20 protein-coding genes and 1 tRNA gene are annotated in these 21,928 nt (G+C 61.9%); 10 read left to right on the forward strand and 11 right to left on the reverse strand.

The window, feature by feature from the left end; genetic code table 11:
* Nucleotides 1–2: 2 nt before the first annotated feature.
* The 5 genes from AC13RM_RS07995 to AC13RM_RS08015 all read right to left on the reverse strand — a co-directional run bounded on the left by AC13RM_RS07995 (nt 3) and on the right by AC13RM_RS08015 (nt 3,868).
* Complete coding sequence (locus AC13RM_RS07995) at nt 3–512, reverse strand: DUF1203 domain-containing protein (RefSeq protein WP_488554762.1); 510 nt, start codon at nt 510–512, stop codon at nt 3–5.
* A gap of 81 nt (nt 513–593) precedes the next feature.
* Entirely contained in the window at nt 594–1,208 is a 615-nt protein-coding gene (locus AC13RM_RS08000; RefSeq protein WP_374816984.1) for a GNAT family N-acetyltransferase, read from the reverse strand.
* Nucleotides 1,163–2,020: a 3-mercaptopyruvate sulfurtransferase gene (gene sseA / locus AC13RM_RS08005; RefSeq protein ID WP_488554763.1), complete on the reverse strand. Its 858-nt coding sequence runs from the start codon at nt 2,018–2,020 to the stop codon at nt 1,163–1,165. Before sseA ends, AC13RM_RS08000 begins: the two co-directional genes overlap by 46 nt.
* 65 nt (nt 2,021–2,085) lie before the next feature.
* Nucleotides 2,086–2,823 (reverse strand): alanyl-tRNA editing protein, encoded by a 738-nt coding sequence (locus AC13RM_RS08010; protein ID WP_488554764.1) that lies wholly within the window; start codon nt 2,821–2,823, stop codon nt 2,086–2,088.
* A gap of 4 nt (nt 2,824–2,827) precedes the next feature.
* A complete protein-coding gene (locus AC13RM_RS08015) occupies nt 2,828–3,868 on the reverse strand; it encodes a cysteine synthase A (protein ID WP_440479937.1) in 1,041 nt (346 codons plus the stop codon).
* Between the two features lie 295 nt (nt 3,869–4,163).
* On the opposite strand from AC13RM_RS08015, the gene AC13RM_RS08020 reads away from it, so the two are divergent.
* A complete protein-coding gene (locus tag AC13RM_RS08020; RefSeq protein ID WP_440479938.1) occupies nt 4,164–4,994 on the forward strand; it encodes an SDR family NAD(P)-dependent oxidoreductase in 831 nt (276 codons plus the stop codon).
* Between the two features lie 3 nt (nt 4,995–4,997).
* On the opposite strand, the gene AC13RM_RS08025 is transcribed toward AC13RM_RS08020, so the two are convergent.
* A complete protein-coding gene (locus AC13RM_RS08025) occupies nt 4,998–6,449 on the reverse strand; it encodes a cryptochrome/photolyase family protein (protein WP_440479939.1) in 1,452 nt (483 codons plus the stop codon).
* A 247-nt stretch (nt 6,450–6,696) separates the two neighbouring features.
* On the opposite strand from AC13RM_RS08025, the gene AC13RM_RS08030 reads away from it, so the two are divergent.
* Nucleotides 6,697–7,809 carry a sn-glycerol-3-phosphate import ATP-binding protein UgpC gene (locus tag AC13RM_RS08030; protein ID WP_112610111.1) on the forward strand — a complete coding sequence of 371 codons (1,113 nt, stop codon included), beginning with the start codon at nt 6,697–6,699 and terminating at the stop codon, nt 7,807–7,809.
* A gap of 185 nt (nt 7,810–7,994) precedes the next feature.
* Here AC13RM_RS08030 and AC13RM_RS08035 read toward each other — a convergent pair whose 3' ends face one another.
* The 3 genes from AC13RM_RS08035 to AC13RM_RS08045 form a co-directional block, all read right to left on the reverse strand.
* Nucleotides 7,995–8,909: an ABC transporter permease subunit gene (locus AC13RM_RS08035; RefSeq protein ID WP_113233343.1), complete on the reverse strand. Its 915-nt coding sequence runs from the start codon at nt 8,907–8,909 to the stop codon at nt 7,995–7,997.
* Nucleotides 8,910–8,916: 7 nt separating this feature from the next.
* The gene (locus AC13RM_RS08040) at nt 8,917–9,801 is read right to left on the reverse strand and encodes a carbohydrate ABC transporter permease (RefSeq protein ID WP_113233344.1); all 885 of its coding nucleotides are present in this window, start codon (nt 9,799–9,801) and stop codon (nt 8,917–8,919) included.
* Between the two features lie 96 nt (nt 9,802–9,897).
* Complete coding sequence (locus tag AC13RM_RS08045) at nt 9,898–11,250, reverse strand: extracellular solute-binding protein (RefSeq protein ID WP_440479941.1); 1,353 nt, start codon at nt 11,248–11,250, stop codon at nt 9,898–9,900.
* 326 nt (nt 11,251–11,576) lie between these two features.
* On the opposite strand from AC13RM_RS08045, the gene AC13RM_RS08050 reads away from it, so the two are divergent.
* Nucleotides 11,577–12,134 (forward strand): sugar O-acetyltransferase, encoded by a 558-nt coding sequence (locus AC13RM_RS08050; protein WP_374816990.1) that lies wholly within the window; start codon nt 11,577–11,579, stop codon nt 12,132–12,134.
* A 12-nt stretch (nt 12,135–12,146) separates the two neighbouring features.
* Here AC13RM_RS08050 and AC13RM_RS08055 read toward each other — a convergent pair whose 3' ends face one another.
* Nucleotides 12,147–12,458, reverse strand: a complete 312-nt coding sequence (locus AC13RM_RS08055; protein ID WP_374816991.1) for a hypothetical protein — start codon at nt 12,456–12,458, stop codon at nt 12,147–12,149.
* A gap of 116 nt (nt 12,459–12,574) precedes the next feature.
* On the opposite strand from AC13RM_RS08055, the gene AC13RM_RS08060 reads away from it, so the two are divergent.
* A tRNA-Asn gene (locus tag AC13RM_RS08060) sits at nt 12,575–12,649 on the forward strand.
* On the opposite strand, the gene AC13RM_RS08065 is transcribed toward AC13RM_RS08060, so the two are convergent.
* Entirely contained in the window at nt 12,608–14,281 is a 1,674-nt protein-coding gene (locus AC13RM_RS08065) for a recombinase family protein (RefSeq protein ID WP_488554827.1), read from the reverse strand. The genes AC13RM_RS08060 and AC13RM_RS08065 overlap by 42 nt on opposite strands.
* Nucleotides 14,282–14,834: 553 nt before the next feature.
* Between AC13RM_RS08065 and AC13RM_RS08070 the strand changes: the two genes are divergently transcribed.
* The 6 genes from AC13RM_RS08070 (at nt 14,835) to AC13RM_RS08095 (ending at nt 21,920) form a co-directional block, all read left to right on the forward strand.
* The gene (locus AC13RM_RS08070; protein WP_488554765.1) at nt 14,835–15,137 is read left to right on the forward strand and encodes a hypothetical protein; all 303 of its coding nucleotides are present in this window, start codon (nt 14,835–14,837) and stop codon (nt 15,135–15,137) included.
* On the forward strand, nt 15,137–15,565 hold the full coding sequence (locus tag AC13RM_RS08075; protein WP_488554766.1) for a PIN domain-containing protein: 429 nt from the start codon (nt 15,137–15,139) through the stop codon (nt 15,563–15,565). Before AC13RM_RS08070 ends, AC13RM_RS08075 begins: the two co-directional genes overlap by 1 nt.
* A 5-nt stretch (nt 15,566–15,570) precedes the next feature.
* Nucleotides 15,571–16,368 carry a TIGR02391 family protein gene (locus AC13RM_RS08080; RefSeq protein WP_488554767.1) on the forward strand — a complete coding sequence of 266 codons (798 nt, stop codon included), beginning with the start codon at nt 15,571–15,573 and terminating at the stop codon, nt 16,366–16,368.
* A 95-nt stretch (nt 16,369–16,463) separates the two neighbouring features.
* Nucleotides 16,464–17,216, forward strand: coding sequence for an ImuA family protein (locus tag AC13RM_RS08085; protein WP_488554768.1), 753 nt, complete (start codon nt 16,464–16,466; stop codon nt 17,214–17,216).
* Nucleotides 17,131–18,654: a DUF6504 family protein gene (locus AC13RM_RS08090; RefSeq protein WP_488554769.1), complete on the forward strand. Its 1,524-nt coding sequence runs from the start codon at nt 17,131–17,133 to the stop codon at nt 18,652–18,654. The genes AC13RM_RS08085 and AC13RM_RS08090 overlap by 86 nt, the downstream gene beginning before the upstream one ends.
* Entirely contained in the window at nt 18,651–21,920 is a 3,270-nt protein-coding gene (locus AC13RM_RS08095) for an error-prone DNA polymerase (protein WP_488554770.1), read from the forward strand. Before AC13RM_RS08090 ends, AC13RM_RS08095 begins: the two co-directional genes overlap by 4 nt.
* Nucleotides 21,921–21,928 lie beyond the last annotated feature (8 nt).

Genomic DNA, 21,928 nt, shown 5'->3' on the forward strand with positions numbered 1-21,928 from the left:
CGTCAGATGGAGGCGCCGGCATCCGCGTATGCCGGCGCCCCTGTTCTATCGATCCGGCATTGATAGCAGTTGTTTCGCGCCGAGCGGATATGGACATAGGCGATGTCGGGGCGCTCAAGCAGCGAAGCCGCATAAGCTGGAATGTCTCCAGTCGGCGTCACGGCACCAGTCCCGTAGACGATGCGGTCATTCTTCCCATAGCCGCGCACGATGAAATCCTTGCTGGTCGTTAGTACCGGCGGGAAGATTTCTTCCGCTTCATAGCGTTGGCACGGAGTCTTATGCAGGAAGATCGGACCCGTCTCCGCATAGGGCTGCAATTCCGGGAAGGGGCGATAGGCGAAGACGAACAGCTCTTCGCCGGCATCGACATTGCGCAGGCAGTGGCGGCAGGGATGGCCAGGGCCATTGGAAATCAAGATCTCGGGCTGGTGACCATAGGCATCTGCGCCACCGTTCCACAGAACTTCGGCGTCGGAGGTGGGCATGGCTGCAAAGGCGATGGAAGGCATGGCAAAGCTCCTTTCGAGATTTGCCATGTGATGCGCCGGAACAAGAACCAAAACCACCCGATTCCTGTCGCTAGGGAGCCCCTAGCCCTTCTTGGCGAGCTCGAGCAATTCCTTGTCGCTCAGCGGCCGGACGATGCCTTCTCCGGTCGAGATCGGCGAGAAGCCGAACATCTGATAGAGCTGCAATGCCCGCGGATGATCGAGATTGTTCGTCGTCGTCACGATCCGCTGCGGGTTCAGCGTCCATATGGCGTAGAGCGACTGCAGCAGGAACCATTTGCCGATGCCGAGGCCGAGTGCGTTTTCGATGAGACCAAAATGACTGAGCTCGATCGTTTCCTCGTCTTGCCGGAAATATTCGAAGAATCCACCCGGCGCGCCATTGACGTAAAGCACGCTGATATCGTTGCGCTGGTCGTGAAGAACAGCAGTCAATTGCTCGTCAGAAAGGCGCAGACGCTCCACCCAGTGCCAGCGGGCGCCAACCTGGCGATAGAGGTAGCGGTAGAAGGGCAGCGGGATGCCAGGCGCCCGCATGATCGCGGTCTGGATATTGACCGGGACCGGCAGGCTGGCCTTGGGCGGCGCAGTCATTTCCAGGCGGGTGATGTGAACCTTGATGGAGGAGGGCGTCTTCACGGCTATGATGCTCAATCTTGACCGGTGACGATGGGCGTATCCGCCCGGCTGCCCCATTCCGACCAGGAGCCGTCATAGAGCTTGTTGTTGCCGTGGCCGAGGGATTCGAGCGCCAGCGTGATGATGGCGGCGGTAATGCCGGACCCGCAGGTCGTCACCACAGGCTTGTCGAGATCGATGCCGGCCTTCTCGATGGTTTCCCTCAATTCCGGCAGCGACTTGAACTTGCCATTCGTGGCGAAGACGCCCGACGGCAAGCTTTTCGCGCCCGGCATATGACCCGAGCGCATGCCTTCACGCGGCTCCGGTTCCGTTGCTGCGAAGCGGCCGCCACTGCGGGCATCGGCGATCTGCAGGGAATGGCTGTCGACGATTTCTCGCATCTCGTCGAGCGAAACGACACGGTCGGCATCGAACTTCGGCTTGAATGTCGCGGGCGCGAAGCTAGGCGTCGCCGTCTCCAGCGGCCGACTCTCGGCCTTCCAGCCATCCAGGCCGCCATCCAGTACAAAAACATTCGGCGCACCCATGACGATGTGGAACAGCCACCAGACGCGCGGCGAGGCAAACAGGCCCGGGCCGTCATAGATCACGATGCGATCGCTCTCGCTGATGCCGAGCTTGCCGACCTCTGCCGCGAAGAATTCGGGCGAGGGGACCATATGCGGCAGGTTGGTCGAATGATCCGCAATCTTGTCTTGATCGAAGCGGATCGCGCCGGGAATATGGCCGCTGGCATATTCCGCATCGGCATCGCGCTTCTGTGCCGGCAGATAGAAGGACGCGTCCAAAATGCGCAGGTCCTCGGCACCCAGCTCGCTTTGCAGCCAGTCGGCGGATACGACGAAACGGCTCTTGTCCGCTGCCATGATGATCACTCCCTGCTATAATCTATTGGTTTGATATCGAGGATATGGAAGGGGTGCTTGCCCCGTCAATTCTCGTCGGTTGGCGCGCCGAAACGAATGCGGAAGCGGCGGTTTTCCTTGCCCTTCTTCTCGATCTTGGCGATGTGGATCGCGCCGACCTCCTGCGTTTCCGACACATGCGTGCCGCCGCAAGGCTGGCTGTCGATAGCCGAATCCTCGCCGATGCAGACGAGACTGACGCGGCCAAGGCCTATCGGCGGGCGCACATTCTTGGATTTGACGATGCCGGGATTGGCGATCAGCTCCTCGTCGGTAATCCAGCGGACGAAAACCGGATGGTTCTCGTTGACGAGCGCCATCATCCTGGCCGTTACCTCGTCCTTGTCGATCGTCTCGCTCATGTCGAAATCGACCCGGCTTTCATCCTCGCCGACTGCCGCGCCCGTGATCGGATAGGGGCAGACCACCGAGAGGAGATGGCAGGCCGTATGCATGCGCATCAGCTTGTAGCGGCGCGCCCAGTCGATATGCAGCACCAGCTTCTCACCGACGATGGGCAAGGGCTGATTTTCGAGCGGGACATGAATGATGATGTCCTTGATCGGCCCATGCTTCGTCTGACCGAGCATGATCCTCGAGCCGTCGCCGCGCTCGAGGAAACCGGTATCGCCCGGCTGACCGCCCGAGGTGGCGTAGAAGCAGGTCTGATCGAGCTCTATGCCCCCGTCTTCGTGGATCGCAGTAACGACTGCTTCGGCCGTCGATAGATAGAAATCGTCACGATAGAGGGCATTGACGGTCATAAGATCACGCTGTTGTTTCGTAGGGGACGGCAATTTCAGTCCGCTTTTCCAAGTAGCCCGGCAGCGGCAAGCCCTTCGACTTCAGGAAGTCCGGATTGAAGAGCTTGGACTGATAGCGATTGCCGTAATCGCACAGGATGGTCACGATCGTATGTCCGGGGCCGAGATCCCTGGCGAGACGAACCGCGCCGGCAATATTGATGGCAGTCGAGCCGCCTAGGCACAGGCCCTCGTATTCGACCAGGTCGAAGACGTAGGGAAGCGCTTCGGCGTCGGTGACCTGATAGGCAAAATCGGGCGTGAAACCCTCCAGGTTCGCCGTGATGCGGCCCTGGCCGATGCCCTCGGTGATCGAAGAGCCGGAGGATTTCAGCTCGCCGTTCTTGTAGAATTCATAAAGGGCGGCACCTTCGGGGTCGGCAATACCGATCTTGATGTCCTTGTTAAAGGCATGCAGCCCCATGGCGACGCCGGCGAGCGTGCCGCCGGAGCCGACCGAGCAGATAAAGCCGTCGATCTTGCCGTTGGTGTCGGCCCAGATTTCCTTGGCGGTCGTCTCGATATGTGCTTGACGGTTGGCCACATTGTCGAACTGGTTTGCCCAGATCGCGCCGTTCGGCTCGGTCTTTGCCAGCTGTTCGGCCAGCCGGCCCGAAACCTTCACATAGTTGTTCGGGTTCTTGTAAGGGACGGCCGGAACTTCGACCAACTCGGCGCCGAGCAGCTTCAGCGCGTCCTTCTTTTCCTGGCTCTGCGTTTCCGGAATGACGATGACGGTGCGATAGCCGAGAGCTTTGGCAACCAGCGTCAGGCCGATGCCGGTATTGCCGGCCGTGCCCTCGACGATCACCCCACCGGGTCTCAGCAGACCTTTTTTCTCAGCATCGCGAATGATATAGAGCGCGGCGCGATCCTTCACCGATTGGCCGGGATTCAAAAACTCGGCCTTGCCGAGAATGGTCGAGCCCGTCGCCTCGGAGGCGCCCTTGAGCTTAATCAACGGCGTATTGCCAATTGCTTCGAGGACGGAGGGATGGACGGTCATTGGAATCTGCCTTCTGTTCGCAACTACTGTAAGAACGGTCTTTTCCCTTCACAAGGCGGCATAGGCAAGAAATTCTGTTCCTTGCTACTCGTTTGCCCCGCAAAATTCGACTTGGCAGGCCTCTTGGCCTCTCTCTTTCATCCAACTCCGCAGTCTCCAATTGGTGACATTGTTTTCCCGATGACGCCGTTAGTCTGGCCGAAAGCGGCCACAATGATGCGCTATTTCTAAAATGCCACGGACGGTCGCGGTTTAAGCGTTTGATGTAGGCGGCCGTCAGCCAAGGAGAAGAGCCATGAGCCCGTTCATCGCACGTCCTGAACATGGAGTGGTCTGGATCACCGGCGCCAGTTCCGGTATCGGCCGCGCGCTCGCGCTGAAACTGGCTGAAGAAGGATACAAGGTCGCCGTTACGGCGCGCAGCCACGACAAGCTTCTGGCGCTACAGGCCGAGGCCAGCGCGCTTGCCGGCAGCATCGTCGTACTCGATGGCGATGTGACCGATGTAGAGGATATGGAGCACACCGTTGCCGCCATCGAATACCAGCACGGCCCCATCGCCTTGGCGGTTCTGAACGCCGGCATTTATCTGCCGGCACGGGGAGAAGACCTCAATCACGAAGTGTTCGAGCGCAGTTTCGCCGTCAATCTTCACGGTGTCGTCAATTGTCTCGTTCCGGCGGTGCGGCATATGCGGGCGAGGGGATACGGCCAGGTTGCCCTCGTATCCTCCGTGGCCGGTTATGGCGGTCTGCCCGGCGGTGCAGCTTACGGGGCCAGCAAGGCTGCACTGATCAACATGGCCGAAAGCTTGAATTTCGAGCTCGACCGCATGGGCATCCACATCCGACTCATCACACCCGGTTATGTCGACACGCCATTGACGGCGCAGAACAAGTTCGAGATGCCTGATATCGTGTCGGCACAACAGGCGGCTGATGCGATCGCGGCCGGATTGAAATCTCCATCCTTCGACATCAGTTTCCCGAAGAGCATGGTCTATCGGGCAAAGCTGCTGAAGTTTCTGCCCTATAGCCTATATTTCAGGGTGCTCAGGTATTTTCTGGGGAGCGGCAACCCACGCCGGCCGACCAGGCCGCATATAACCGCGCATCCGGCCGAATAGCGCCTATCCATCATCTTTGAGCGATGCGTGCGCGGCGAGTGCACGCCGCCGCGCCATGGCATGATCGACGATGGGGCGGGGGTAGTGTTTGCCGAGTTCTACGCCCGCACGCTTGAGCACATCATCAGGCGCCTCGAACGGCCGATGGATATATTTGCGGTCAAGATTTGCCAGTTCCGGCACGAAGGTCCTGACATAGCCGCCATCCGGATCGAATTTCTCGCCTTGTAGCACCGGATTGAAGATGCGGAAGAAGGGGGAGGCGTCGGCGCCGGAGCCCGCAACCCACTGCCAGTTTGCCGCATTGGCGGCCGGATCGGCATCGACGAGCGTATCGCGAAACCAGGCTTCGCCGTCACGCCAGTCGATCAGTAGATCCTTGATGAGAAAGGAGGCCGCGATCATGCGGACGCGATTATGCATCCAGCCGTGGCGCCAAAGCTGCCGCATGCCGGCATCGACGATCGGATAGCCCGTTTGCCCACGCTGCCAGCTTCTCAGCAGCTTGGCATCGGTAAGCCAAGGGAAGTCGTCGTAGCGATCGTTCCAGTTTTCCGTCCTGAGTTTCGGGAAATGAAAGAGCTGGTGATAGCAGAATTCGCGCCAGACAAGCTCCTTGCGGAAGCGGACGACGTTATCCTTGGCGATATTGTCGGGCAGTCCGCGCGTCGCATGCCAGATACGGGCAGGCGAAATCTCTCCGAGCGCCAGATGCGGCGAGAGCAGGGAGGTTGCCGGTCTGTCCGGAAAATCGCGGCCGACCGCATAATCATCGATAGCGCCATCGATGAAGTCCTTCACCTTCTCTTGCGCCGCGGCTTCGCCCGGTGTCCACATCTGCGGAAAGGCGATCGCCCAGTTCGGCTTGGTGGGTAGCAGCGACCAGGCATCGAGCCTATCCGATTTCGGCCAATGGCTAGGAGCTGGAAGTTTTTCGGGCGGCTCGATAGGAAACGGGGGTTCGCCGGATTGCTCGAACGCACGCCAGAACGGCGTATAGGTCTTGTAGTGGTTGCCGGTGCCGGTGCGCAAGCGTATCGGCTCATGCAGCAGCTGGCCGGCAAAGCTGGTGGCTTCAATGCCGTTGCCCCGCAGTGCCTTCTTGATCTGCGTGTCTGCCGCTATGCCGGCCGGATCGTAGCGCCGGTTCCAGACGATGGCTTCGGCGCCAGTCTCCGCAATAAGGTTATCGAGTACAGCCAGCGCATCGCCTTGTCGAAGGATGAGCTTGCTGTCGAGCCTACCGAACGCCACTTGCAAGGCAGCGAGCGAATGGTGCAGCCACCATTCCTGCGCGCCGCCCAGCGGCCCGCCGCCATTTCCTTCGAGCTCGAGAATATAGATCGGAATGACGGGACGGCCTGATGTTGCGGCGGTCTGCAGGGCGTGATTGTCGTCAAGACGCAGGTCTTTGCGAAACCACAGCAGGATGGGCTTTGTCTTCGATGTCGTCATGGTCGCAATCGATCACCTGTCCTTCGTTTCTTTCACATGCTTTGCCGTCATCGAAACCAATATACGGCACCGGTAGCGAGATGGTTCCGCTACTGCGCGTTTTATAAAGGAATCCTACACGCAACTCTCGTGAGGAAATCTGGATGCCATTAGTGATATAGGGCATGCTTGTCACTGTTCTGTAATGCAAATTCGCTAGCAGTCCACCCGATTGACGTGCCGAAATGGACAGGCGGGGAAGATTAAAATGGCGGAAATCCGCATCGAACAAGTTCGCAAGGCCTATGGCCGCAATCCGGTCGTCCATGGGGTCGACCTGAATTTCCGATCGGGCGAATTTGTCGTCATCCTCGGACCTTCCGGCTGTGGCAAGTCCACGTTGCTGCGTATGATCGCCGGCCTTGAGGACATCACCTCGGGCGAGATCAGCATTGACGGTAAGGTGGTCAACCAGCTTGAGCCGCGTGAGCGCGGCTGCGCCATGGTCTTCCAGAACTATGCGCTCTATCCGCACATGGATGTCGCAGCCAACATGGGCTATGCGCTCAAGGTCGCCGGCGTGCCGCGCGCCGAGCGTGATCGTCGCATCAGGGAAACCGCCAAGATCGTAGGCCTCGAGGATTTCCTCGCCCGCAAGCCGGCCGAGCTTTCCGGCGGTCAGCGCCAGCGCGTCGCCATGGGCCGCGCCATCATCCGCGAGCCGAAGGTCTTCCTATTCGACGAGCCGCTTTCCAACCTCGATGCCAAGCTACGCGTGCAGATGCGCGTCGAAATCCGCCGCCTGCACAAGCGCTTGTCGGCCACCTCGGTCTTCGTGACGCATGATCAGGTTGAAGCCATGACGCTCGCCGACAAGCTCGTCGTCATGTACAAGGGCAATGTCGAGCAGGTCGGCACGCCGCTCGAGGTCTACAACACGCCGCGCACCCGTTTCGTCGGCTCCTTTATCGGCTCTCCGGCCATGAATTTCCTGGAAGGCACTTTCGCCGCCAATGGCGAGCAATTCATCTTCGACGGCATTCCGATCGCCATCGACGCCAACATCGGCAAGCGCCATGCAGGCCAGCCGGTCGCCCTCGGCCTCCGGCCGGAACATGCACGCCTCGTTCCTGCCGGTACGCCCGGCGCAATCCCGGCAACCGTCGATTTCGTCGAAGAACTCGGCGCCGGCCGCGTCATCCATTGCGATATCAACGGTTCGAGCTTCGCCGTCGCCGTTGCCGATCATACGACGGGCCAGACCGGTCAGTCCGTAGCACTGGAACTGCCGCAGCAGCACACGCATCTGTTTGCCCAGGATACCGGGCTGCGGCTCGACGCCGTTGCTTCGGTTACGCCGCTGAAGGTGCTGGCGAGCTGATTTCAAACATAAGTTTTCAGTAGGTGTTGCCCGGAAGTTTTCCCGACTTCCGGGTTTTTTATGTGTCGCAGGTCGACTGAGTTTAAGTGAGGTTGGGTTTGCGTGGGGATATTCCAGCGCGATGCAGATGAATACTCGATCGCGGGACTGCCGCGCTCGCAAATGCGACGCGGCAGGAGACGAGATTACTTCTCCGTAGCGATCATGCCGCGAACGACCCAACGCTGCATCAGCACGACGACGGCAAGCGGCGGAATCATAATGATCAGCGTGCCGGCCATAGCGATATGCCACTCCGGAAGGCCGCCAAAATTCGGGATGAGCGACTTGAGTTCGTGAACAGCCGTTATGTGGGCGGGATCGGTAGTCACCAACAACGGCCATAGATACTGGTTCCAGGCCCAGAGGAACATAATTGTACCGAGGGCGGCCATATTGGTGCGCGACAGCGGCAGCAGGATGTCGACGAAGAAGCGCAATGCCCCGGCGCCGTCCATGCGCGCGGCCTCGGCCAGCTCATCCGGTATGGTCAGGAAGAACTGGCGGTAAAGAAAGGTGCCAGTCGCCGTCGCGACCAGCGGCAGGATAAGGCCGATCGAGGAGTTAAGCAGCCCGAGGTTCAGGGAGACTTCGATGCCCGTAAGCTTTGCGATGAGCCAGGTGATTCCGGTAAAGTCGAGAATTCCCTGGAAGGGCGACAGGACGTTCGCTGCGACCGCATAGGTCGGCACGATACGCACTTCGAGCGGCAGCATGAGCGTTATGAAGATCAGCCAGAAAATGAAATGGCGGCCCGGATAGCGGAAATAGACCAGGGAAAAGGCCGTTATCGCCGAAATGAGCACCTTGCCCACCGCAACGCCGGTGGCGAAGATCAGGCTGTTCAGCAGCTTCGGGCCGAGACCGGCGGTCGTCCATGCCGTCTGCATGTTGACCCAGAAATCCGAACCGGGGATCAGCGACATCGGCACTTTGTTGACGTCGGCGATGTTATGCGATGCGGCAATGGCGACGATAGCCAGCGGGCCCACGGCGACGATGAAGCCAAGGAGCAGGATCAGGTGGGTAAAGAAATTGAGAATGGGGGTGCGCTCGACCATGTCAGCCTCAACGGTAATGTACGCGCTTCTCGATGAAGCGGAACTGGAAGATGGTAAGCAGGACGATCAGCAGCATGAGAATGATGCTCTGCGCCGCCGCACCGGAAAAATCGAGGCCTTTGAAGCCGTCCGAATAAATCTTGTAGACCATGAGGTTGGTCGAGTTGTGCGGGCCGCCCGATGTCATGATGTCGACGATGCCGAATGAATCCTGGAAACTTTCGGTGATGTTGATGACGAGCAGGAAGAAGATCGTCGGCGTGATCAACGGGAACTGGATGTCCCAGAAGCGGCGCAGCACCCCGGAGCCATCCATGGCGGATGCCTCGATCAGCGCGCGTGGAATGGCCTGGAAAGCGGCGAGGAAGAAGATAAAGCTGTATCCGATATATTTCCACGAGAAGGCGGCGATGACGCAGGCCATGGCGGCGTTGCCGTCGAGGCCCGGGTCCCAGAATCCCGGCCACCACTGATTGACCACGGCCATGAGGCCTGCTTCTGGCGCCAGGATGAAGCGGAAGGCCATCGCCGATGCGGGTGCCGCAATACCGTAAGGCCAGATCAAGACCACGCGGTAGATTTTCGAGCCGCGCAGCTGCCGATCGGTCAGGGCCGCTAGTATCAGCCCGCCCGCCATGGAAATACTTGTGCTGATAGCAGCGAAGATGATGCTGATCGTGACCGAGTTCCAATAATCGGAACTGGCGAGAATGGATTTGAAATTGTCTAGCCCGACCCAGATATTGCCGCCGCCCCAAGGCTGCTGCAGCGTCAGCGACCAGAAGACAGCCTGACCGGCCGGCCAATAGAAAAAGGTGAAGATGAGAAGCAGCTGCGGCACTGCGAACAGGATGCCGACGCTCCATTTGTTGAAAGTTACTCGCTTTTCCATTGTCTCTACCGGCTTGAGATCTCGATGCCACGCTTGCCTCATAACGAACGTCCGCCGGGAAACCCGGCGGACGTTGTTCTGTTACGAGTTTTGCGCTTACGGCAGCTGCTTGCCCTTGTAGGTCGCTTCGAAGCGCTCGAGCACGGCGTCGCCGTTCTTGACGAGGTTGTCGATGCCTTCCTGGACGCCGACCTTGTTGGCGAAGATGGCCTGCATCTGGTTGCCGAACTCGGCGCGGATCTGCGTGAAGCTGCCGAGGCGAATGCCGCGGGTGATCGCGGTCGGCTCGGAAGCGGTCAGGCTGGCGATAGCGACTTCGCGGCCCTTGAAGGGAGCCTTGTCGTAGAAGCCGGAGGACTTCATGAATTCGAAGCCGGACTTCGTAACCGGGATGTAGCCTGTGTTGGTCGACCAGAAGAGAGCAGTTTCAGGCTTGGCGATGAAGTTCAGGAACGCGGCAGCGCCCTTGTATTCGTCAGCCGATTTGCCGGAGAGAACCCAGAGCGAAGCGCCGCCGACGAGCGAGTTCTTGCGCTCGGTGCCGGCGTAGACCGGAAGCTCGGCAACATCCCAGTTCATGTCGGCCTTATGGGTCTTGCCGACCGTGCCATGGTCGCCGACCGAGGTCATGATCATCTGGCAATCGCCGGCGGCGAAGGCCTGGACCATGTCCTGACCGAGGTCCTTGGACTTGATCTTGACGAGGCCCTGGTCGTACCAGCTCTTGAGATCAGTCACATACTTGACGAACTTCGTCTTGTTGACCGTCAGGCGGGCGTCGAGGCCGTCGTAGCCATTGTTCTTCGTAGCGATCGGCTGGTCGTGGATGGCAGAAAACTGTTCCATCAGCTGCCAGCTTTCGTTGCCGGAGATGTTGATGGCCATCGGGCATTCATAGCCGGCGCCCTTCAGCGCCTTCATGTCGTCGGCAGCTTCTTCCCAGGTCTTCGGCGCGGCGGTCTTGCCGATCTTTGCGAAGGCATCCTTGTTCCAGTAGAGCAGGGCGGTGGAAGAGTTGAAGGGGAAGGAGAGCAGCTCGCCCTTCGAGGTGGCGTAGTAGCGGGCGATACCCGGGAAATAGTTGTTCCAGTCAACCTTGTAGCCGTTCTCTGCCATCAGCTTGTTGACCGGATAATAGGCGCCCGAAAGCATCATCGTTGCCGTGCCGACGTCATAGACCTGGACGATCGTCGGCTGCTTGCCGGCGCGGAAGGCGGCAATGGTGTTCTGCAGCGCGGCGTCGTAATTGCCCTGGCTGACGCAGGAAACTTCATAATCCTTCTGGGAATCGTTGAAGTTCTTGCAGAGCGTCTCAACGACGCGCTGAAGGTCGCCCGACAGACCGAACCAGAAATCGAACTTGACCGGAGCTGCGGCAGCCGGCATCGCCAAAGCGACGCTCATGACGCCAGCAGCGGCGGCAGAAATGTAATTTTTAAGTTTCGACATAATCCCTATTTCCTTTTGAAAGCTCGGAACCGGTGGCCTTGCGCAAGTCCGCGGTAGCGCGGGTTATAGACAAGCTGTGTGACAGTTTGTTGTGGGCAAGAATCCCGCATTGACGGGCTTTTTCACAAGCGCAGCGGCTCTGCGGAGCAGCGTTCGTTGCAGGATCGTGCATTTGCGGTTTTGCTAATCAAGAGGTGCGGGCCGCGTGCGTTCGTTCATAGATTGCCGGTCGGCTAAGAAGACGCGATGGTCTTCCTTGCTTGTGCCCCGAGCGATGTTGCAAGATCGCCGGCGGGACGTTCGGAACGCATTGGAGGAATGAGAGCATGGGTCTCAGCGAGCGGCAGAAAATGGCGACGGGGGAGTGGTATTGCTGCTTCGATCCGGAGCTCGACGCCTTGCGCTGGCAAGCACGCGAGGCTGTGCATGCACATAATACAATGCCGCCCGCCGAGCGCGGCAATCTCGCGCCGGCTTTGTCTGCGCTCTTTGCCGAGATCGGCGAGAGCGTCTTCATCGAGGCGCCGTTTCATTGCTCCTATGGCATCAATATCTCGCTCGGCCGCCGGGTCTACATGAATGCCGGCTGCACGATCCTCGACAGCGCCAGCGTCCGCATCGGCGACGGCAGCATGCTGGGGCCGGGCGTTCATATCTATTGCGCCGAACATCATAAGGACGCCGAATTGCGCGGAGCGGGGGTGGAAATTGCCCGGCCAGTGACGATCGGCAGAAGCGTTTGGATCGGCGGCGGCGCGATCCTTGTCGGCGGCGTGTCGGTGGGGGACGGCGCGATCATCGGCGCCGGCGCGGTCGTCACCAGGGATGTTGCCGCCGGTACAACCGTTGTCGGCAATCCGGCTCGTCCCGTTCGTGCGCGATAGGAAGAAGAGAGTTTAGTTTGCCGGGCGGCGTTTTCGCGTCCACCATATAGCGAAACGGCGGCGCCAGCGGCGTACCATAGGCATGTCGTGCGAGAGCACGATAAAGCCCAATGGCAGCATCCAGAAACCGAGCACCGGCAGGAAGCCGAGCAGTCCGCCGAAGACAAGCGCTATCCCCACGCCGACGCGGGCAAGGCGCGATCGGGGCAGGGGGATTCTCACGGAGCCGAAAACCAGCTCGCGGGTCGCGGGATCAATGCCAAAACGGCGGGTTTTCCGGCCATTCCGATCGGCATTTGCTGTCGTTTCGCTTTGATCGGTCATCCATAGGAAATGGTGGCGCGAGGAAATAATGCAAGAGAATGCATTTTTTTTGAAAAAACCGCTTGGCAAATCGGGAAAGCATTTGTATTACCCCGCTCACACCGCGCCAAGCGCATTCCCTGGTAGCTCAGCGGTAGAGCATTCGACTGTTAATCGACAGGTCGCCGGTTCGAATCCGGCCCGGGGAGCCATTTCAGATTGAAACTGCGAACGCCGTGCGCCGCAGTTTCCACTCCAGGCTTTCCTTCAGACGCCACGAGCGTCTGAAGGAGCCGGGCTCTCGATCCCACTATCCTTATTTCGTCGGTTCCCACCTCGGCTCGCTGTACGAGCTGCTGGATGTAGTTGCGCCGGAAGGAACCGTCGGAGTCCCGCATGCGCTCCTTTGCTGCTGCCGCGAAGGTCCGAAGCGCCTCGGGCGTAATTTCGATCCTCTCCCCCCGGCGACCTTCCGCCCGTTCGACATCGGCCTGGGCCGAATCCCGAATCCGCTTCAGCTCGGCGATTCGACCCTTGAGGTTCGAATCGGTCAGATCGGCCAGCCCGGCCTCAATGGCCTCATAGAGGCGTGTCAGCTTGTTCTCCGCATCCAGGGCGTTTCGCTTGAGGGTCACGATACGGCCTGTCTCACGTTCTGCCGCATCGTCCCGCCGCTTCAGAAGCGCGCCGAGCGCTTCCTCGAGAAAGTTCGGGCTGAGGAGCCGTTCGACGACATTGGTCACGACCAGGTCGTTCAGCTCGTCCATCGGGATGGAACGGCCCTTGCAGCCCTTGGGGCCCTGCCGAGCGGCCGTGCAGCAGGTGTAGTAGCGGTATTCCGTTCCCTTGCCGGAGGTGCGGATGGTCATCGCCCCGCCGCAGTCGGCGCAGAAGGCCACCCCACCAAGCAAGGTAGGTCCGCTCACGAATCGCGGAGCCCGGAGCTGCGGACTACGCGACCGCATGATGTCGCGGACCTCTTCGAACTCTTCCACCGTGATGATCGGCTCTACCTCGACCTCCACGACCTCATCTGCTGGCTTCTCGACGCCGTTCCGCCAGCTCGACACGTTGAAGCGGTGCTTACCGATGTAGGTCTCGCGGGTCAGGATCTGGTGGACGCCTCCCACGCCCCATCGGCCGCCTGTCTGCGTTCGAATGCCGCGATCGTTGAGGTAGCCGGCGATCTGCCTCGATCCCATCGGGCCGTCGCCGTCACCGACACGCGCCAAGCGGAAAATCAGCTTCACGTTGTCGATGAGCATCGGATCAGGCTCGATCTTCTTCTTCGTCCTTTGCCCGCGCGTCTCAGCGGCGATAATCCGGTAGCCGTAGGGCGGGCGGGAGCCGTTCCAGTACCCTTGCCGGGCGTTCTCGCGCATGGCGCGGAGCGTGTGCTTGGCGTTTTCCTTGGACTGATATTCATCGAACAGCGCCATGATCTGGCGCATCATGCCGCTGATCGGATCATCGCCCAGGTCCTGAGTGATCGACGTCAGCTTCACGCCGTTCTTGGCCAGCCGGCGAAAATAGAATTCGAGCTGGAACTGGTCCCGGAAGAACCGGGAGAACGAGTGAACGATGATGCAATCGAACGGCGCCGGCTTTTCAGAGGCGGCGTCCATCATCTTCTGAAACTCGGGGCGCTTGTCGTCCGTCGCGGAAGCGCCCGGCTCGACGAATTCTGCGACGACCTCGATGCCTTTGGCCTCGCAATAAGCTCGAAGCTGCCGCCGCTGGTCCGGGATCGACAGATCGTGCTCGGCCTGCCGCCCGGTCGACACGCGGAGATAGAGCGCGGCACGCCCCGGCGTCGCCAAGGCGAGGTTCGCTTTGGCCTTCATGCGACGCCTCCTTCAGTAAGCTCAGTTCTTCGGGTCGAATATCTCGTCCAAGACGTCGGCGAGATGGATTTCGAGAATGTCGAGCTCGGCCTCTGTGACGCCCGAGGGCCATTCGGCAACAACGCGTGGCCGAGGCTTGGCCTTCTTTGGCCGACGCTCGCGGGCGGGTGAATAAAACCCGTTTTGCGCGTAGTCGAAGAAGTCGTCGATTTCGGTTTCGACTTGGGGGATAGCGTGCTTTGCTGACATGATAAGATAATCATGCTAAGCGACGATTTATCCAAGACTTTCCGAGTGTTAATGCGAACTTCGCGCTGCGGGATTTGGCGCCAAACGGCGGCAGTGGAAAGCTCGCGGCGGCAATCTGAAACGCTGGCGTAGTGCAATGAAGTGCGCACGGCGGCCGGATCGCCGGTCTGCGTAGTATGTTCGGCGGCATTGGGGCGCATTAGGGTGTCCTCGGCAAAAAGTCCGAATCTGCCCTCGCCACTTCCTGGCCTTGCAGATTTCCGGGGTTCTGGCTATATTACCGGTTATAGTTCGGAGAGCCAGAATGAGCAAGAGTCCTCAGCGTCGAGCAATCGATAACTATCGCAGTCGGCTAACCGAACGCGGGATGACCCGGTTCGAGGTGATCGGCCGCGGCGACGATCGCGAACTGATCCGCTCGGTCGCCAAGCGCCTAGCCGAAGGCGGCGCGGATGCCGATCGGCTGAGGGCAGCGGTCAATCAATCCATTGCCGGCGAGCCGCCCAAGAAAGGCGGCATCCTCAAGGCGCTGCTCGCTTCGCCCCTGATCGGCTCCGAACTCGACCTGACCCGTCCGCGTGAGGAAGGACGGAAGGTCGATCTTTGATGCACTATCTGCTCGACACCAACATCCTCAGCAATTTCACCAAACCGGCGCCTTCGGAATCGCTGGTCGCGTGGATGGCCGACCAGTCCGACGATGACCTATTCATCGCCTCGCTGACGCTGGCCGAGCTTCGCAGAGGCGTCCTTGAGAAGCCCGCCGGTAAGCGCCGCGATCAACTCGACACCTGGTTTAGCGGCCCCCAAGGCCCACAGGCGCTGTTCGCCGGCCGCATCCTGCCGTTCGACGAGCGCGCCGGTCTCGCCTGGGCGGAGCTGATGGCCGAAGGCAAAGCCGCCGGCCGCCCGCGCAGCGGGCTCGACACGATCATCGCCGCAATCGCCGCCGCCAACGACTGCGTTGTCGTCACCGACAATGAGCGCGACTTCATTGGGATAGAGATCGTCAATCCGATTCGTGGTGAGCGCTGATCGGCATGGCCTTCTTCTCACAAGATCAGTTGGAGGCCATTGCTGGAGCGCTGGGCGACACGAACCATGGTCTTACAGGTCCCGAAATCCAGCATCTTCTTGCTTCCACCAAGATGAATGATCCCGGGCCGATTACGAAGCGCGTCCGCATCTACAATGCGTTTGTGGACTGCCAGAATACGAAGAAAAATCGCACAAACATCTTGGAGTTCATTCGGCTCGCGATGAAGCCGGCTCGCTACAGCCGCGATCCGGAGCGTTACGAGCCCATGCGGGCACTACTCAATCAGGCGCTAGCCTTCGCGGGCCTAGTGGTCGATCAGGCCGGCAATCTTGCGAAGGCCGAAGCTGTTCAGACATTGCCCGAGGCGCAACGCCGGGCACGGGAACTCAGGGCTGACCTGGAAGGTCGAGGCGTCCATCCCGACGTTCTGAAATTCTGCCGCGCGGAACTGCTTGCGGACAATTATTTCCATGCGGTGCAAGAGGCGGTGAAAAGCGTCGCCGATAAGATGCGGACCCGTACAGGCCTGACTGATGATGGCGCTGGTTTAGTGGACCGGGTCCTCGCGGGAGACCCGCCCCTTCTGGCAATCAATGCTCGCGCGTCAGCGAGCGAGCGCAGCGAACAGAGCGGCTTCGCCAATCTCGTGCGCGGCACCTTCGGCATGTTCCGCAACCCGACCGCCCACGAGGCGCGCATCCATTGGAGCATGACGAAGGAGGATGCTGAGGATCTCCTCACCATCGTCTCCCTAATCCACCGGCGGCTCGATAAAGCTCATATGCCGCCAAGGGTTTAGCGGACCGGCCCTGAATCTCCCTTGACTCTCACGCTTCAAACTAGAACAAATAGAGAACATGATGCTGAACCCGTCCCCGGAGGTCAACGAGGAATTTGCGGCCCGAGCCCGCCATAGAGTCATTGCGCGCGCAGATCGAGAAGATCGAAGGCCGAGGCCGGCGCGTGAAATCGGTGCTTCCGTTCGGGATCACCGACATAGACTCGCGCCTTCCAAGCGGTGGCTTGGCGCTCGGCGCGCTCCACGAGATCGCCGGCGGCGGTAACGGCGCGGTCGACGGCGCGGCGGCGGCACTCTTTGCGGCCGGGGTCGCCGCGCGAACCAAGGGCAAGGTTCTCTGGGTCATCACGCGGCCTGATCTCTTCGCGCCGGCGCTGGCCCAGGCAGGTCTTGCGCCCGACCGCGTGATCTACGTCGAGGCCGGCAACGACAAGACCGTCCTCGCCTGCATCGAGGAAGGTCTCCGCCACGGTGGGCTCGGCGCTGTCGTCGGCGAAGTGGCACGGCTCGACATGACCGCGTCGCGCCGCCTCCAACTCTGCGCGGAGGAAAGCGGCACGATCGGCATCGCGTTGCGCCGCTGGCGCCGCCAGACCGAGGCCTCCGATTTCGGCCAGCCTACGGCCGCCGCCACCCGATGGCGCGTGTCCGTCATGCCCTCGGCGGCCTTGCCCGTTCCCGGCGTCGGCCGTCACCGCTGGCTCCTGGAGCTGATCCGCGCCCGGGCGGGCGAAAGTGCAGATTTTGAAGTGGAGGCGTGTGATGACACGGGTCGTCTCGCTCTTCCTGCCGAGCTGGTCCACCGACCGGCTTCGGCGGAAGGCCGGCGACGCGGCGCCTCCGGCTGAGGCGCCGCTCGCTCTGATAGGCCGAGACGGAAGAAAACAGGTGGTGCTGGCGGTGGACGCCGCGGCCCAGGCCGCCGGCGTGCGCGTCGGTATGCCGGCGACGAAGGCGCGCGTCCTCGTCCACGGCCTCATCGTTCACGATCATGACGCGGTCGCCGACGCCCAGGCGCTCGACCGCCTCGCGCTGTGGATGCTCCAACGCTACGCGCCGATCGTCACCGCCGATCCTCCTGACGGCCTGGCGATCGATTCCACCGGCACCGACCACCTCCATGGCGGTGAAGACGCCATGCTCGCCGGGCTGATCGACCGGCTTGCCGCATCCGGCGTGCAGGCGCGCGCCGCGATCGCCGACACCTGGGGCGCGGCGCACGCCTTGGCTCGCTATGCCGCCAAGCCTGCGCTGGTCGCACCAGCAGGCCACGGCAGCTCGGTCCTGGCCCGCCTGCCGCTCGCAGCCCTTCGTTTGCCCGCCGACATGATCGCCGCGCTCCATGTCCTTGGCTTCGAGCACATCGGCGATCTCCTCGCGCAGCCGCGCGCCCCGCTCACCCTGCGGTTCGGGCCGCAGCTCGGCCGCCGCATCGATCAGGCGCTGGGGACACTCAGCGAGCCGATCGACCCGATCCGACCCGACGAGCTGATCCAAGTGAAGCGCAATTTCGCCGAACCGATCGGCGCGGCCGAGACCATAGCCCGCTACATCGGCAAGCTGGTCGTGCAGCTCTGCGCCGAGCTGGAGGCTAAGGGCCTGGGGGCCAAGCGCCTCGACCTCATCTGTCACCGCGTCGACAACCGGCTACAAGCGGTCCGTGTCGGCACCGCCATGCCGGTTCGCGATGTGAAGCGCCTCACACGGCTCCTGACCGACAAGATCGAGACAATCGAACCCGGGTTCGGTATCGAGATCCTCAGCCTGACCGCGACGCTCGCCGAACCGCTCTGCGAAAAGCAGACCCTGACGGCGATGGTCGACGACGGCGTGCCTGATGTGTCCGATCTGGTCGACACCCTCATCAACCGCGTCGGCGAGCGCAGCCTCTACCGGGCCGCGCCGATCGCGACCGAGGTGCCGGAGCGCTCGGTGCGCCGGATCGCGCCGATGGCGCCGGACACAGGCGCGACCTGGCCGGGCCATTGGCCGCGGCCGTCGCGGCTGCTCGCATCGCCGGAGCCCATCGAGACGATGGCGCTGCTGCCAGATCATCCGCCTGTCGCCTTCACCTGGCGCGGTATCCGGCGACGCGTCCGTCACGCGGACGGGCCCGAACGCATCAGGGGTGAATGGTGGCGGCGCGATGCCGAGCTGACCGCGGTGCGCGACTATTTCCGCGTCGAGGACGATGCCGGCGAGCGCTACTGGATCTTTCGCTCGGGCGATGGCGAAGACCCAAATAGCGGCTCCCAGCGCTGGTTCCTGCACGGGGTATTCGGATGACCGGCCTATCCCGCTACGCCGAGCTTCAGGTCACCTCGCATTTCTCGTTTCTGCGCGGAGCATCGTCCTGCGAGGAGCTGTTCGCCCACGCCGCGATCCAGGGCATCGAGGCGATCGCCGTGGTCGATCGCAACTCGCTCGCCGGCGTCGTGCGCGCCTTCGAGGCCGCGAAGACCACCGGCGTGCGGCTTATCGTCGGCTGTCGTCTCGATCTCGCCGACGGCACCTCGATCCTTGTCTATCCCACCGACCGCGCTGCCTATGGCCGGCTCTGCCGGTTGCTCTCCCTCGGAAAAAAGCGCGGCGGCAAGGCGAAGTGCATCCTCGAATGGGCAGATCTGGTCGCCTACAGCGACGGCCTGATCGGCATTCTCGTGCCTGACGAGGCCGATGAAACTTGCGGCTTGCGCCTGCGCCGCCTGCGCGATGCGTACGGCGATCGGGCCTACCTCTCGCTGACGCTACGCCGGCGGCCCAACGACCAGCTCCGCATCCACGAGCTGTCGAACATGGCTGCGCAGATGCGCGTGCCGACCGTCGCCACCAACGACGTGCTCTACCATGCACCCGACCGCCGCATCCTGCAGGAAGTGGTGACCTGCATCCGCCACGGCATCACGATCGATGAGCTGGGCGACCGGCGTGAGTTCGGCGACCGTTACCTGAAGCCGCCGGAGGAAATGTATCGGCTGTTTCCCCGCAATCCCGAGGCGGTGGCCCGCACGATCGAGATCGCGGCGCGTTGCCGCTTCGACCTCAAGGAGCTGGCCTACCAGTATCCGGAGGAGCGTGACGATCCGACGCTCACCCCGCAGGAGACGCTGGAGAAACTCACCTGGGAGGGCGCGGAAGCGCGCTACCCCGAGGGCGTTCCGGATAGCGTGCGGGCGTCGCTGCAGCACGAGCTCCGCCTGATCGAGAAGCTGCAATATGCGCCGTACTTCCTGACGGTGAACAGCATCGTCCGCTTCGCCCGCTCAAGGGATATCCTCTGCCAGGGGCGCGGCTCGGCCGCCAACTCCGCCGTCTGCTACGTGCTCGGCATCACCTCGATCGATCCCGGTCGCAACGACCTTCTGTTCGAGAGGTTCGTCAGCGAGGAACGGCGCGAGCCGCCCGACATCGATGTCGATTTCGAACACGAGCGGCGAGAGATCGTCATGCAGTGGGTGTTCGACACCTACGGCCGGGATCGCGCCGCGCTCTGCTCGACCGTCATCCGCTATCGCACCAAAGGCGCGATGCGCGACGTCGGCAAAGCGCTCGGCCTGACCGAGGATCTGATCAAGACGCTCTCGGGCCAAGTCTGGGGCTGGTCGGAAGGCGTCGAGGACAAGCACGTCGAAGCGCTCAACCTCAATCTCGGTGATCGGCGCCTGCGCCTGGCGCTCGATCTCGCACGCCAGCTCATGGGCGCGCCCCGCCATCTCTCGCAGCATCCTGGTGGATTTGTTCTCACGCACGACCGGCTCGACGAGCTGGTGCCGATCGAGCCCGCCGCGATGGTGGACCGCCAGGTCATCGAATGGGACAAGGACGACATCGACGCCTTGCGCTTCATGAAGGTCGACGTTTTGGCGCTGGGGATGTTGAGCTGCATGAAGCGCGGCCTCGACATGCTCGCCGACCACAAGGGCATAAATCTCGACCTCGCTACGATCCCGGCCGAGGACCCGCGCACCTATGCGATGATCAGGAAGGCCGACACGCTCGGCACCTTCCAGATCGAGTCCCGCGCGCAGATGTCGATGCTGCCAAGGCTGAAACCGCGGACCTTTTACGACCTCGTGGTGCAGGTCGCGATTGTCAGGCCTGGGCCGATCCAGGGCGACATGGTGCATCCGTATCTGCGCCGGCGCGAAGGTCTGGAGCCCGTGGTCTTCCCGAAGCCCGAGTTGGAAAAGGTGCTGGGAAAGACGCTCGGCGTGCCGCTCTTTCAAGAGCAGGCCATGCGCGTCGCTATCGAATGCGCGGGTTTCACCCCGGGCGAAGCCGATATGCTGCGCAAGTCGATGGCCACCTTCAAGTTCACCGGCGGCGTCTCCAGCTTCAAGGAGAAGCTGATCAAGGGGATGGTCGACAACGGCTATGAGCGCGATTTCGCGGAGGCGACGTTCAAGCAGCTCGAAGGCTTCGGCTCTTACGGATTTCCGGAATCGCACGCAGCCTCTTTTGCGCTGATCGCCTATGCCAGCGCCTGGCTCAAATGCTGGCATCCCGATGTCTTCTGCGCCGCGCTGCTCAACGCCCAGCCCATGGGGTTCTACGCCCCGGCACAGATCGTCCGCGATGCGCTGGAGCATGGCGTCGAAATCCGTCCCGTCTGCGCCAACGCCTCACGCTGGGACTGCACGCTGGAGCGGACCGATGACGACAGCCGCTTTGCCGTGCGCCTCGGGCTGCGCATGGTCAAAGGCCTCGCCAACGCGCACGGCGCCACGATCGTCGGGGCGCGGTCCGACCAGCCCTTCGCGTCTATAGATGATCTCTGGCGTCGCGCCGGCGTGCCATCCGCTGCCCTGGTCCAGCTCGCCGAGGCCGATGCCTTCCGACCCGCGTTGGGGCTCGCCCGCCGCGAGGCGCTATGGGCGATCAAGGCCCTGCGCGACGAGCCGCTCCCGCTGTTCGCGGCCGCATCCGCCCGCGAGGCGGAGATCGTGCCCGAGGTGAACGAGCCCGCCATCGAGCTGCGGCCGATGACAGCGGGCAGCGAGGTGGTCGAAGACTACGGCCATGTCGGGCTGACGCTCCGGGCCCATCCCCTGAGCTTTCTGCGCGAGGACCTCCGCCGTCGGCGGATCGTCTCCTGTGCGGAGGCCATGGCGACCCGTGACGGGCGTTGGCTCGAGGCGGCCGGCATCGTCCTCGTCCGACAGCGCCCGGGCAGCGCCAAGGGCGTGATGTTCATCACCCTGGAGGATGAGACGGGTATCGCCAATCTCGTGGTCTGGGCGAAGGTGTTCGAGGCGAACCGCCGCGCCGTCCTGTCGGCCAGCATGATGGCGGTGCGCGGCCGCATCCAGCGCGAGGGCGACGTCGTCCACCTGGTCGCGCAGCGCATCACGGACCTTTCGGCCGACCTCGCGAGCGTGGGAAGCCGAGATGCAGCATTCCCGCTGCCGCACGGCCGCGGCGACCAAGTGCGCAACGGCGGCTCCGGTGCCGACCCGCGTGAGCTGCCCCCCAAGGGTCTGCGCACCCGCGACATCTATATCCCCGACCTCCACATCGACACGATCAAGGTGAAGGCGCGGAATTTCCATTAGCGCTGCGC

It is taken from the genome of Martinezella sp. CNPSo 3732, from assembly GCF_057784515.1.

What these genes read in the sequence shown, in the direction of transcription:
- AC13RM_RS08000 (WP_374816984.1), bottom strand. Translation starts at nt 1,208, where the DNA reads ATGGGGCAGCCGGGCGGATACGCCCATCGTCACCGGTCAAGATTGAGC.
- AC13RM_RS08015 (WP_440479937.1), bottom strand. Translation starts at nt 3,868, where the DNA reads ATGACCGTCCATCCCTCCGTCCTCGAAGCAATTGGCAATACGCCGTTG.
- AC13RM_RS08055 (WP_374816991.1), bottom strand. Translation starts at nt 12,458, where the DNA reads ATGACCGATCAAAGCGAAACGACAGCAAATGCCGATCGGAATGGCCGG.
- sseA (WP_488554763.1), bottom strand. Translation starts at nt 2,020, where the DNA reads ATGGCAGCGGACAAGAGCCGTTTCGTCGTATCCGCCGACTGGCTGCAA.
- AC13RM_RS08050 (WP_374816990.1), top strand. Translation starts at nt 11,577, where the DNA reads ATGGGTCTCAGCGAGCGGCAGAAAATGGCGACGGGGGAGTGGTATTGC.
- AC13RM_RS08010 (WP_488554764.1), bottom strand. Translation starts at nt 2,823, where the DNA reads ATGACCGTCAATGCCCTCTATCGTGACGATTTCTATCTATCGACGGCC.
- AC13RM_RS08090 (WP_488554769.1), top strand. Translation starts at nt 17,131, where the DNA reads ATGACACGGGTCGTCTCGCTCTTCCTGCCGAGCTGGTCCACCGACCGG.
- AC13RM_RS08040 (WP_113233344.1), bottom strand. Translation starts at nt 9,801, where the DNA reads ATGGAAAAGCGAGTAACTTTCAACAAATGGAGCGTCGGCATCCTGTTC.
- AC13RM_RS08030 (WP_112610111.1), top strand. Translation starts at nt 6,697, where the DNA reads ATGGCGGAAATCCGCATCGAACAAGTTCGCAAGGCCTATGGCCGCAAT.
- AC13RM_RS08070 (WP_488554765.1), top strand. Translation starts at nt 14,835, where the DNA reads ATGAGCAAGAGTCCTCAGCGTCGAGCAATCGATAACTATCGCAGTCGG.
- AC13RM_RS08020 (WP_440479938.1), top strand. Translation starts at nt 4,164, where the DNA reads ATGAGCCCGTTCATCGCACGTCCTGAACATGGAGTGGTCTGGATCACC.
- AC13RM_RS08095 (WP_488554770.1), top strand. Translation starts at nt 18,651, where the DNA reads ATGACCGGCCTATCCCGCTACGCCGAGCTTCAGGTCACCTCGCATTTC.
- AC13RM_RS08025 (WP_440479939.1), bottom strand. Translation starts at nt 6,449, where the DNA reads ATGACGACATCGAAGACAAAGCCCATCCTGCTGTGGTTTCGCAAAGAC.
- AC13RM_RS08075 (WP_488554766.1), top strand. Translation starts at nt 15,137, where the DNA reads ATGCACTATCTGCTCGACACCAACATCCTCAGCAATTTCACCAAACCG.
- AC13RM_RS07995 (WP_488554762.1), bottom strand. Translation starts at nt 512, where the DNA reads ATGCCTTCCATCGCCTTTGCAGCCATGCCCACCTCCGACGCCGAAGTT.
- AC13RM_RS08065 (WP_488554827.1), bottom strand. Translation starts at nt 14,281, where the DNA reads ATGAAGGCCAAAGCGAACCTCGCCTTGGCGACGCCGGGGCGTGCCGCG.
- AC13RM_RS08035 (WP_113233343.1), bottom strand. Translation starts at nt 8,909, where the DNA reads ATGGTCGAGCGCACCCCCATTCTCAATTTCTTTACCCACCTGATCCTG.
- AC13RM_RS08045 (WP_440479941.1), bottom strand. Translation starts at nt 11,250, where the DNA reads ATGTCGAAACTTAAAAATTACATTTCTGCCGCCGCTGCTGGCGTCATG.
- AC13RM_RS08080 (WP_488554767.1), top strand. Translation starts at nt 15,571, where the DNA reads ATGGCCTTCTTCTCACAAGATCAGTTGGAGGCCATTGCTGGAGCGCTG.